The sequence below is a fragment of the Bradyrhizobium sp. AS23.2 genome, from assembly GCF_001908185.1.
GTDB lineage: Bacteria > Pseudomonadota > Alphaproteobacteria > Rhizobiales > Xanthobacteraceae > Bradyrhizobium.
The window spans coordinates 1-12,137 of the sequence record NZ_LGHM01000141.1 but is presented as its reverse complement, the minus strand read 5'-3'; the positions used below and the strand labels follow the sequence as shown (position 1 = coordinate 12,137).

8 protein-coding genes and 1 pseudogene are annotated in these 12,137 nt (G+C 64.9%); 4 read left to right on the top strand and 5 right to left on the bottom strand.

Features of this window, described 5'->3' with window-relative positions:
* Positions 1-44: 44 nt before the first annotated feature.
* The 4 genes from AC630_RS28090 (at position 45) to AC630_RS28075 (ending at position 5,669) form a co-directional block, all read left to right on the top strand.
* Positions 45-848, top strand: coding sequence for a helix-turn-helix domain-containing protein (locus AC630_RS28090; RefSeq protein WP_074121707.1), 804 nt, complete (start codon positions 45-47; stop codon positions 846-848).
* Between the two features lie 238 nt (positions 849-1,086).
* On the top strand, positions 1,087-1,953 hold the full coding sequence (locus AC630_RS28085) for a beta-keto acid cleavage family enzyme (protein ID WP_074121706.1): 867 nt from the start codon (positions 1,087-1,089) through the stop codon (positions 1,951-1,953).
* 126 nt (positions 1,954-2,079) lie between these two features.
* The gene (locus AC630_RS28080) at positions 2,080-3,696 is read left to right on the top strand and encodes an acyl-CoA carboxylase subunit beta (RefSeq protein ID WP_074121705.1); all 1,617 of its coding nucleotides are present in this window, start codon (positions 2,080-2,082) and stop codon (positions 3,694-3,696) included.
* Positions 3,693-5,669, top strand: a complete 1,977-nt coding sequence (locus AC630_RS28075) for an acetyl-CoA carboxylase biotin carboxylase subunit (protein WP_074121704.1) — start codon at positions 3,693-3,695, stop codon at positions 5,667-5,669. The genes AC630_RS28080 and AC630_RS28075 overlap by 4 nt, the downstream gene beginning before the upstream one ends.
* Before the next feature lie 114 nt (positions 5,670-5,783).
* On the opposite strand, the gene AC630_RS42995 is transcribed toward AC630_RS28075, so the two are convergent.
* The 5 genes and pseudogenes from AC630_RS42995 to AC630_RS28055 form a co-directional block, all read right to left on the bottom strand.
* Entirely contained in the window at positions 5,784-6,770 is a 987-nt protein-coding gene (locus AC630_RS42995) for an ABC transporter ATP-binding protein (RefSeq protein ID WP_083636428.1), read from the bottom strand.
* Positions 6,767-7,775, bottom strand: a pseudogene (locus AC630_RS42990) (ABC transporter ATP-binding protein). The gene AC630_RS42995 and the pseudogene AC630_RS42990 overlap by 4 nt, the downstream one beginning before the upstream one ends.
* Entirely contained in the window at positions 7,775-8,668 is an 894-nt protein-coding gene (locus AC630_RS28065; protein ID WP_074121702.1) for an ABC transporter permease, read from the bottom strand. Before AC630_RS28065 ends, AC630_RS42990 begins: the two are co-directional and overlap by 1 nt.
* A gap of 194 nt (positions 8,669-8,862) precedes the next feature.
* Positions 8,863-9,810 (bottom strand): ABC transporter permease, encoded by a 948-nt coding sequence (locus AC630_RS28060; protein ID WP_074121701.1) that lies wholly within the window; start codon positions 9,808-9,810, stop codon positions 8,863-8,865.
* 42 nt (positions 9,811-9,852) lie between these two features.
* Positions 9,853-11,451, bottom strand: a complete 1,599-nt coding sequence (locus AC630_RS28055; RefSeq protein WP_074121700.1) for an ABC transporter substrate-binding protein — start codon at positions 11,449-11,451, stop codon at positions 9,853-9,855.
* Between the last annotated feature and the right edge of the window lie 686 nt (positions 11,452-12,137).

Sequence of the window (12,137 nt, the reverse complement as noted above, 5' to 3'; positions counted from 1 at the left end):
CTTCGTTCCGCAGCGGCCAGAGAGCCGCGCGAGGAGGAGTTCCAATGGAAGAAAAGGGTCGCGAATCCGACCATCTGATGCTGATTACGCCCGAGCGGGTATTCTATGCCGGCTTCCTTGGCCGGCCCCGCAAGCGGACTCCCGGCTGCTGCCACGTCTATGTCGCGGTCAAGGCCAGCCTGCATCTGACGATAGACGATGTCCTCGCCACCGGCGAGCTGTTCGTCACCCTGCCGAACCAGCGACATTCCATTGCCAGCGACTACCGCACCGTAATCAGCGTGACGCTCGAACCCGAAAGCATGCCGGATGGCGTGCTGGAAGCCCTGGCCCGGCGGCTGACCGGACCTGACAGGTCCGTCTATGCCCGCAAGATTCTCGTCGCCTATGCGCTGCTGCGCCAGCGCCGCTATGGCGACATCACGACAGCCGAATTCGACGAGATGTGTTTTGGCGAGGCGCTGCCGCGCCGTATGCTCGACCCGCGGGTGACGCGCGCGGTCGCGCGCATCGAGCGTTTCTCCGGCGAGCCGGTGACGGCGGATACGTGCGCGGCGGAAGCCGGTCTTTCAGCCTCGCGCTTCCTGCATTTGTTCAAGGAAGAGACCGGCATCTCGTTCCGCTCCTTCCGCGCCTGGAAGCGCGCGCGGCACCTGCTGCACTTCGCGAACCAGGATCTGAACCTCGCGCATCTCGCGCAGGACATCGGCTATCCCGACAGCACCCATTTCAGCCATTCGATCCGCCGTTTCTACGGACTGAAGCCGCGCGCGATCTTCGTCGGCTCGCGCGACCTTGCGATCTATCGCAGCAGCGAGACGGTGAGGGAACTCGCGGAAGCGAGCTAGCATCGCTTCGTAGGGTGGATTAGCCGAAGGCGTAATCCACCACTTCTGCATCCGCGGTGAGAGACGTTGGTGGGTTACGCCCAGCGAACTGCGCTTCGCGCAGTCACAAGGCTAACCCACCCTACGTTTCGCCGTTTTCCGCTAGCTTCTCCGCGCAAGAAGCCGCGTGTCGCGCGCCACATGATCGCAAACGTTGAACTCTCAACATGCGAGACATCCAAGTCATGAGCGACAAGGCATGAGCGACAAGGCCGTCATCACCTGCGCGCTGAACGGCGTGCTCACCGACCCGAAGCAGCACAACGTGCCTGTTACGCCGGAGCAGATGGCGCGCGAGGCCAAGGCCGCGTTCGATGCCGGCGCCAGCATCATGCATATCCATCTGCGCCAGCAGGCGCCGAACAAGGGGCATCTGCCGTCCTGGGAAGTGAGCGTCAGCAAGGAGATCCAGCAGGCAATCCGCGAAGCCTGCCCCGGCGTCATCATCAATCACACCTCCGGTGTCTCCGGGCCGAACTACAGCGGCGCGCTGGATTGCATCCGCGAGACCAGGCCGGAGATCGCCGCCTGCAACGCCGGCTCGCTGAATTATCTCAAGGTGAAGGCCGACAACACCTGGGCCTGGCCGCCGATGATGTTCGACAACGCAGTCGAGAAGGTGAAGGACTATCTCGACGTCATGAACTCGGTCGGCACCATCCCCGAGTTCGAATGCTTCGATGTCGGCATCGTCCGCTGCGTCGGCATGTATCACCAGGTCGGCATGTACAGGGGGCCGCTCGAATATAACTTCGTGATGGGCGTCGCCTCCGGCATGCCGTCGGATCCGGAGCTGCTGCCGATCCTGATCAAGCTGAAGCGTCCGGAAGCGCATTGGCAGGTCACCGCGATCGGCCGCGAGGAGATCTGGCCGCTGCACCAGCGCTGCGCCGAGCTCGGTGGCCATTTGCGCACCGGTCTGGAGGATGCCTTCTACCTCGCCGACGGCAAGAAGGTGACGTCGAATGGCCAGTTGATCGAAGCCATCGCCGCCTGCGCGCGCCGCGCGGGTCGCGAGATCGCGAGCCCCGCCGAGGCGCGGAAGATCTTTGGGACGAACCGGTAGCCACACACTCCGTCATTCCGGGATGGCCCGAAGGGCCAGGCCCGGAATCCATACTCCCGACTCGTGGTTATGGATTCCGGGCTCGCGACTTTGTCGCGCCCCGGAATGACGACTGGGATAGATTTCATGTCCATTCTCGAAAACACCATTTCCCCCGGAAGCGCCGCCTACCACGCCAACCGCGACGGCATGCTCGCCCTGATCGATCGCATGCGCGCGCTGGAAGAGCGCACGCGTGCGGCGTCGGCGGCCGCAAAGGATCGATTCCACAAGCGCGGGCAATTGCTGCCGCGCGAGCGCGTCGCGCTGGTACTCGACCCCGGCGCGCCCTTCATCGAGCTGTCGACGCTCGCCGGCTACATGTTCGACGTGCCTGATCCGGCCAAGAGCGTGCCCGGCGGCGGCGTCATCGCCGGTATCGGCTTCGTCTCGGGCATCCGCTGCATGGTCAGCGCCAGTGATGCGGGCATCGATGCCGGCGCGCTTCAGCCCTACGGCCTCGACAAGGCGCTGCGGGTGCAGGAGCTCGCGCTGGAGAATAAGCTGCCTTACGTGCAACTCGTCGAGAGCGCCGGTGCCAATCTGCTGCGCTACCGCGTCGAGGACTTTATCCGCGGTGGCAACATCTTTCGCAATCTCGCGCGGCTCTCAGCGGCAGGCTTGCCGGTCGTCACCGTGACCCATGGCTCGTCCACCGCCGGCGGTGCCTATCAGACCGGCCTGTCCGACTATATCGTTATGGTTCGCGGCCGCACCCGCGCGTTCCTCGCTGGGCCGCCACTGCTGAAGGCCGCAACCGGCGAGATCGCGACCGAGGAAGAACTCGGCGGGGCCGAGATGCACACGCAGGTCTCGGGCCTTGGCGACTACCTTGCCGAGGACGACCGCGACGCACTTCGCATCGCGCGCGAGATCATGGCGGCGCTGGAATGGGAGCGGCCGGGCCGGGTGGCGGCGCAATTCAAGTCCCCGCGCTACGACCAGGACGAACTGCTCGGCATCATGCCGATGGACCACAAGCGCCCGGTCGATATGAAGCAGGTGATCGCGCGCATTATCGACGATTCCGATTTCACCGAAATCGCGCCGAACTACGGACCGGCCACAGTTTGCGGCCACGCTCGCATCGAGGGCCAGGCGATCGGCATCATCACCAATAACGGTCCGCTCGATCCTGATGGCGCCAACAAGGCGACGCATTTCATCCAGGCCTGCTGCCAGACCCGCACGCCGCTGCTCTATCTCAACAACACCACCGGCTATATGGTCGGCAAGGCCTATGAAGAGGCCGGCATGATCAAGCACGGCTCGAAGATGATCCAGGCGGTGACCTCGGCGACGGTGCCGCAGATCACGATCTATTGCGGAGCCTCCTTCGGCGCCGGCAATTACGGCATGTGCGGGCGCGGCTTTCATCCGCGCTTCTGTTTCTCCTGGCCGAATGCCAAGACTGCCGTGATGGGCGGTGAGCAGGCGGCCGAGACCATGGCGATCGTGACCGAGGCCGCCGCAGCACGCCGCGGCAAGCCGATCGAGAAGGACAAGCTGGAGGCCATGAAGGCGCAGATCGTCGGCGTGTTCGACGGCCAGATGGATGTGTTCTCGACCAGCGCGCGTGTGCTCGACGACGGCGTGATCGATCCGCGCGATACCCGCGCGGTCCTCTCCGAAGTGCTCGCGATCTGCCGCGAGGGCGATACGCGCACACCCCAGCGCATGCAATTCTCGGTGGCCCGCCCATGAGGAACGGATCAGTGCAGCACCGGCCGTTCTTCAAGGTCCTGGTCGCCAATCGCGGCGAGATCGCATTGCGCGTGATGCGAAGTGCGCGGCAGCTCGGCCTTGGCGTCGTTGCGGTCTATTCGGATGCCGATCGCGATGCGCTCCATGTGCGACAGGCCGACCAGGCCGTGCGCATCGGCGAAGCGCTGCCGGCGCAATCCTACCTCAACATCCCCGCGATCATCGCCGCGGCCAAGGCCAGCGCCGCGGATGCCGTGCATCCCGGCTACGGCTTCCTCGCCGAAAACGAGGAGTTTGCGAGAGGCTGCAAGGATGCCGGCCTCATCTTCATCGGCCCGTCGCCGCAGGCGATCGAGGCGATGGGCAACAAGGCGGGCGCCAAGGAGATCATGAAGAAGGCGGGCGTGCCTGTCGTGCCCGGCTATCAGGGCGCCGACCAGGGCGATGAGGTCATGCTCGCGGAGGCCAGGAAAATCGGCTTCCCCGTGATGATCAAGGCGGTCGCGGGCGGCGGCGGGCGTGGCATGCGGCTCGTCGCCGGCGCCGCATCCTTCCCGGATGCGCTGCGCAGCGCACGGTCGGAGGCGAAGGCAGCGTTCGGCGATCCCACGGTTATCCTCGAACGCGCCATTCAGAACCCCAGGCACATCGAGATCCAGGTCTTCGGTGACAGCCACGGCAACGCCATCCATCTCGGTGAGCGCGACTGCTCGGTGCAGCGGCGGCACCAGAAGCTGATCGAGGAGGCGCCGTCGCCGGCCGTGACGCCGGAGCTGCGCGCGAAAATGGGCGAGGTCGCGGTCGCCGCTGTGAAGGCGCTGCGTTACGAAGGCGCCGGCACGCTGGAATTCCTGCTCGATGCGAGCGGCGAGTTCTACTTCATGGAGATGAACACGCGCCTCCAGGTCGAGCATCCCGTGACCGAGGCGATTACCGGGCTCGATCTCGTCGAGCTCCAACTGCGCGTCGCGCGCGGCGAGCCTTTGCCCGTGAAGCAGCAGGATATCCGCTTCTCGGGCCATGCCATCGAGGTCCGGCTCTGTTCGGAAGATGCCGCGCATGATTTCATGCCGCAGTCCGGCCGCATGGCGCGCTGGCAGGTGCCGGACGGCATCCGTGTCGAGCACGCGCTGCAATCGGGCTCGGAGATCCCGCCGTTCTACGATTCCATGATCGCCAAAGTGATCAGCCTTGGTGCGACCCGCGAGGAGGCGCGTGGGCGGCTGATCGTCGGCCTGGAGCAGCTCACTGCGTTCGGCGTGACCACCAACCAGGCCTTCTTGATGTCGTGCTTGCGTCACCCCGGCTTTGCCAAGGGCGAGGCGACGACGGCATTCATCGGCGCCCACCGCGACGAGCTGCTGGCGCCACGGGCAGGCGCCGCTTTCGATACGGCGCTGGCGGGCCTGCTGCTCTACGTGACCAATCCGTTGGCGCCGTCATGGCGCGGCGGTCGGAGCCTCGCGGCAACCTTTCCGCTGCCGGCGAAAATCGAGATCGCAGGCCAAGCGCATGAACTCGAAGTCACGCGCGAGCGCGACGGCGGTTACACCGTCGTCGTCGACGGCCGTCAGAACCGGTTCGAGATCGACGAGCTCGAACCCGACGCTGTCCGCTTCCGCCACGATGGCGTGACGGACAGCGCAAGGTTTCTCCGCGACGGCGACCGGCTCTATCTCCAGCACCGCGGCATCCCGCTCACGGTGACCGATCTCACGCTCGCCGCGCCAAAGGCCGCCACGAGCAATGGCGGCGACGGCAAGGTCCGCGCCGCCATGAACGGCCGCGTCGTCGCCGTCCTGGTCAAGCCGGGCGACCGCGTCATCGCCGGTCAGCCGGTGATGACGCTGGAAGCGATGAAGATGGAGCACGTCCACAAGGCCGGCATCGACGGAATCGTCGCCGCGATCGACGTCGCCGAGGGCGAGCAGGTGACCACGGGCAGGATCGTGGCGGAGATCGAGGCGGGTTAGCGCGGCAGGCGCTGCTGTCGTAGGGTGGGCAAAGGCGCATAGCGCCGTGCCCACCGTCGTGCGGCGATTGTACGGGGACGGTGGGCACGCTTCGCTTTGCCCACCCTACGGCACCTACTGGCTCCGCCCCGTCCCCTCATTCAGCAAACACGCCACCCGGTGCCCGCCGCCCGCGTCCACCAGCGCCGGCCGTTCCGTCTTGCATCGCTCCATCGCAAAGCGGCAGCGGGTGTGGAATGCGCAGCCCGAGGGCGGATTGACCGGGCTCGGCACGTCGCCGTCGACCAGCGGCGCGAGTTTTTTCGCGAGCGGGTTGGCGATCGGCACGGAGGCGAGCAGGGCCTGCGTGTAGGGATGGCGCGGGTTGCGGAACAGCTCGTCCTTGTCGGCGATCTCGACGATGCGGCCGAGATACATCACCGCGACACGGTGGCTGATATGCGCGACCACGGCGAGGTCGTGCGCGATGAAGAGGTAGGAAAAACCGTGCTGGCGCTGCAGGTCGATCAGGAGGTTGATGACCTGCGCCTGGATCGAGACGTCGAGCGCGGACACCGGCTCGTCGCAGACGATCAGGCGCGGCTCCAGCGCGAGCGCCCGCGCGATGCAGATGCGTTGACGCTGGCCACCGGAGAATTGATGCGGGAAATTCGGCATCTGGTCGGGCCGCAAGCCGACCTGCTCGAACAGTTTCGCGACGCGCGCCTCCAGCGCCTTGCCGGTCGCGAGACCATGCACGGCCAGCGGCTCTCCGACGATGTCGCCCGCGGTCATGCGCGGATTGAGCGAGGCGAAGGGGTCCTGGAACACGATCTGCATCGAGCGGCGGTGCGGCCGCAGCGCCGTCTTGGACAGATGGGTGATGTCTTCGCCCTCGAGGCGGATCTGGCCTGACGTCGGCTCGACCAGCCGCAGCACGCTGCGCGCCACCGTCGACTTGCCGCAGCCGGATTCGCCGACGAGCCCGAGCGTCTCACCGGTGCCGAGCGAGAACGAGACGCCATCGACCGCATGCACGGTGCCGACCTGCCGGCGCAGCACGCCGGCGCGCACCGGGTAATGCTTCCTAAGATCGGTGACTTCGAGCAGCGTCTCGGTCATGCCACCTCCGCCACTTCGCCCGCGCGCCAGCAGGCAGCGAGATGGCCGCCGCCCCCAGTCCGCCAGCGGCGGATACTCGGCCTCGCAACGTTTGACCGCGAGCTTGCAGCGCGGCGCAAAGGCGCAGCCTTTTGGTAGCCGTACCAGCGACGGCACGGTGCCGGGAATTTCGTTCAGCCGCTCCTGCGCGGCGACACCGGACGCCGGCACGGCCGGGATCGAGGCCATCAGCCCGCGCGTGTAGGGATGCATTGGCGCGGCAAAGAGCGCTTCGACGCTGGCCTCCTCGACCTTCCGGCCCGCATACATCACGATCACGCGCTGCGCAGTCTGTGCGACGACGCCGAGATCGTGCGTGATCAGCACGAGGCCCGTGCCGAGCTCCTTTTGCAGGTCGAGGATCAGGGCCAGGATCTGCGCCTGGATGGTGACGTCGAGCGCGGTGGTCGGCTCGTCCGCGATCAGGAGTGCCGGCCGGCACGCCAGCGCCATCGCGATCATCGCGCGCTGGCGCATGCCACCGGAGAGTTGATGCGGATATTCCCTTGCGCGGCGGGCCGGTTCAGGAATTCGCACCAGCCGCAGCATCTCGACCGCGATGTTCTGCGCCTCTTTCGACGGTATGTTCCGGTGCAGCCGCACGGCCTCCACGATCTGGTCGCCGATCCGCATGACCGGATTGAGCGAGGTCATCGGCTCCTGGAAGATCATGGAGATGCGGTTGCCCCTGACAGCGCGCATCTGGGCTTCATCCAGCGCCAGCAGATCGGTGCCTTCGAGCGCGACGGAGCCGCCAACGATGCGGCCGGGGGGATCGGGCACGAGCCGCATGAGCGACAGCGCGGTGACGCTCTTGCCGCAGCCGGATTCACCGACGATCGCCAGCGTCTCGCCGCGCCTGACGGTGAAGGAGACGTCGTCCACGGCCTTGAACAGGCCGGAGTTGGTGAAGAACACCGTCTTCAGGTTCTTCACTTCGAGCACGAGATCGGATTTTTCCGCCATCAGCCGCGCTGCCTCGGGTCGAGAATGTCGCGCAGGGCGTCACCGAACAGATTGGCGCCGAACACGGCGAGGCTGATCGCGATGCCCGGGAAGATCACGAGCCACGGCGCGGTGCGGACATATTCGGCGGCGGACTCGGAGAGCATGCGGCCCCATGACGGATAAGGCTCGGGAATGCCGAGGCCGAGGAAGGAGAGGGAGGCTTCGGTGAGGATGGTGGAGCCGAGCTGGGCGGTCGCGAGCACGATCAACGGCGCCAGCGTGTTCGGCAGCACGTGGCGGAGCGCGATGCGTACCTCGCTCATGCCGATCGACTTGGCGGCTTCGACGAATGGCAGCTCGCGCAGCGCCAGCGTGTTGGCGCGGATGACGCGCGCGACCGTCGGGATCAGTGGAATGGCGATCGCGAGGATCACGTTCGGCAGCGACGGACCGAGCGCGGCGGTCATCACCAGCGCCAGCACGAGCAGCGGCAGCGCCTGGAGGATGTCGGACACGCGCTGGAACACGAGATCGACCCACCCGGAGAGATAACCGGAAGTGAGGCCCACGATTACGCCAATGGAGCCGCCGAGCGCGGTCGAGCCGATGCCGACCGCGAGCGAGATCCGCGCGCCATGGATGATGCGGCTGAAGACGTCGCGGCCGAACGAGTCCGTGCCCATCCAGTGCGCCAGGCTCGGGCGCATCAGCGCGTGGGCGGAATCGACCGTGAGCGGATCATATCGCGCGATGAAATCGGCGAAGATCGCAGTGAACACGAATGCCGTCATGATGACGAGCCCGGCCGCGCCCAGCACGTGCCGCCGCGCCAGGAACAGCACTCGCCGCCAGCCACCGGTCGCGTGCGCTCCGGCGCGCCTCAGTTCAACGTCAAAGTCGATCGCGGCCATGCTGCTACCTTCCCCCTCGCCCCGCCTGCGGGGAGAGGGTTGGGGTGAGGGGGGCTCTCCACAGGGACGGTGAGAGTTGGACTCGCGGAGAGCCCCCCTCACCCGAATTTGCGCCTTGCGCAAATTCGACCCCGCCTCGCAAGCGGGGAGAGGTGAAAGAGAGCGAATTCACTGTGTGAGCAAAAATCATACGATCAATCCGTGTACCGGATGCGCGGATCGAACACCGCGTAGAGCATGTCGACGGTGAAATTCGCGAACACCACCACGACCGCGATGAGCATCACGAGGTTCTGCACGATCGGATAGTCGCGCCAGCGGATCGCCTCGACCAGGAAGCGTGCGACGCCGGGGATGTTGAACACGGTCTCGGTGACGATCAGGCCGCCGATCAGGAACGCCGCCTCAATGCCGATCACGGTGATGACAGGCAGAATCGCGTTTTTCAGCGCGTGGTGATAGTTCACGGCCGCATCGGATGCGCCCTTCGCGCGTGCGGTTCGGATGTAATCCTGCCGCAGCACCTCCAGCATCGAGGATCGCGTGATGCGCATGGTGAGCGCGGCGCTGCGAAAGCCGACGGCGGCCGCCGGCACGGCATAGGTCGCGAACGCTTCGAGCCAGGTCTGCGGATTGGGGTTGAAGATCGGCATCTGGCCGAACATCGCCACCGACGCGGTGAGAATGAGCAAGCCGAGCCAGAACGAGGGCAGCGACAATCCGCTGAGGCTGACGACGCGCAGCGCGTAATCGAGCTTTGTTCCCTGCTTCACCGCGCTGATGACGCCGAGCGGGATGCCGATCGAGGCCGAGAACAACAGCGCAAGGCCAGCGAGCCGCGCCGTGATCGGGATCCGCGGCAGGATCTCCTGCAGCGCGGGCTTCTCGGAGACGTAGGAGTAGCCGAAATCGCCGCGCAGGAAGCCGCTGATCCAGTGCCAATATTGCACGATCAGCGGCTGGTCGATGCCGAGCTCCTTCTCCAGATTGGCCTTGTCGGCGGGATCGACATAGCCGGCCGCGGCGAACAGGATGTCGACGATGTTGCCGGGCACGATGCGCAGCAGGAAGAAGATGACGATCGAGATCCCGAACAGGGTCACGAGCATCAGGAACAGGCGCCGCACCAGATAGGCAAACATGCATCGCCTCCTGTCGAACCCGTCAGCCGCCCGAGGCCTGCGCTACTTGTCCATCCACACGTCCTCGTAGCGATAGCCATTATAGGAGCTGTTCGACATCACCGTCACGCCCTTGACATAGGGTTGCCAGCAGGTGCCGGCCCGCGCATGGAAGATGATCGGGCGGGCGACGTCCTCCTGCAACTTCTTGTCGATCTCCCAGACCAGCTTCTTGCGTTTGTCGATGTTGGTCTCCTGCGACTGCGCGTCGAAGAGCTTCTCGATCTCCTTGTTGCAGTAATTGGTGTAGTTGCGCTCCGAGCCGCAGGAATAGTTCTCGTAGAAGGACTGGTCGGGATCGTCGACGGCATTTCCGGTGAGGTTGAGGCCGAGCATGTAATCCTTGCGCGCGACCTTCGGGAACCAGTTTGCGGTCTCCACGACGTCGAGCTCGCCGTCGATATAGATGCTCTTGAGCTGGTCGATCAGGATCACGGCGGGATCGCGATATTCCGCGAGGTTGCGCGTCGAGACCTTGACCGGGAGATGCTTGTCCGGACCATAACCCGCCTTCTGCATCAGCTTCTTCGCCTCCTCGCGGTTGGCGTTCACATCCGGGCCATAGCCCGGAATGCTCTCCAGCATGTCCTTCGGCATGCCCCAGAGACCGTGCGGCGGCGGCAGCATGGTGCCGCCGATATCCGCTTGCCCCTCGAACAGGATGGAGACGAACGCCTTGCGGTCGAGCGCCAGCGCCATGGCGCGGCGGATGTCGACGTTGTCGAAGGGTGGCGCCGTGGAGTTGACGATGATGTTGGTCGAGACGTTGGTTGGCTCGACCACGCAAATCGCGTTCGACGCCTGCGATTTCACGTCCTTCAGGAGCGGAATCGTGATGTGCGTCGGAAAGGTCATGTCGAACTTGCCGGCGACGAAGGCGAGGATGGCAGTCGAGCGGTTCTGAATGATGGTAAATTCGATGCCGTCGAGATAGGGGCGGCCCTTGCGCCAATAATCCGGATTGCGCGTCAGCTTGATCGATTCATTGGCCTTGAAGTCGACGAATTTGAACGGTCCGGTGCCGATCGGATGCGTGCGCATGTCGCCGGGCGAGACATGGCAGGGGTAGACCGGCGTGTAGCCGGAGGCGAGCAGCGCCAGCAGCGAAGGCTGCGGCCGCTTCAGGTTGAACGAGACCTCGAAATCGCCATTGGTCGCGACGTCGTTGACCTCGTTGTACCAGGCTTTGCGCGGGTTCTGCCGGAACTTCTGCTGCGACTTGCCCATCAGCATGTCGAAGGTGCATTTGACGTCGGCCGCGGTGAACGGCTTGCCGTCATGCCATTTGACGCCCTGGCGCAGCTTGAAGGTCAGGGTCTTGTTGTCGTTGACCCAGGCCCAGCTCTCGGCGAGTTCCGGGACGATGTTGTTGAGGCTGTTCTGCGGCTCGTCCTGCTTGTAGATGACGAGATTGTTGAACACGGGCATGAAGGGAACATTGAGCGAATAGGTCGCGCCCTCATGGATCGACGCATTGCCTGGGCTGTCGCGATGATACATCCGCAGGATCCCGCCCTGTTTGGGCTCGCCGGCGCGCGTGGTGGTTGAAGCCGTCAGCACAGATAGCGCCGCCACTGCGGCGAGCGCCCACACGCTCCGCATCCTCTTCCTCCCTGACACATCAACTTTTTGGGCCTTTTGCGGCCTGTTTGATGAGACGATAGCGACGCAGGCGCAGCGAGGCAACCGGCAAGGCCGCCTGCCGTCTCGACAATTCGGATGACGGAAAGCCGCAGGGCTTCACATTCTAATGCAGGGCTTCACATGCTTATAATGTGAGAGTGCAGGTGCGAACGGACGGTTCCTATGCCGATGTTCTGCGCAGCCGCATCAACAAACTCTGCCGTCGTCCCGGGGCGCGACGAAGTCGCGAGCCCGGGACCCATATGTGGACGGCCCCCGTGGCACAAGAGCTTTGTGAGGTTTGATCGGATCGCTTGCATCCATATGTCCGGCCTGTCGGTGCAGCTTGGTAGCCGCTGGCCAAGATGGTTTCCGCAACACGAGTTCCAATCAACCCTGCGACCTTGTTCGGCCAATGGGTCCCACGGATTTGCTCGCGTCTCGGGTCGATCGATCGCACCATCTCCTCTGCTCTTGCAGCTCCGGTTCGGCCGGTGGACTAAGCCGCCGGTCGGCCGAATCTCTCAACTACGCGGCAACAGCCATTTGGCATCAATCCGCGCGCTATCGTAGCTTTCTCCCGTCGTCATCAGTTTCCAGGCGATACGGGCCATCTTGTTGGCCATCGCCACTGCGGCAAGCTTCGGGGTCTTGCGCTTGAGAAG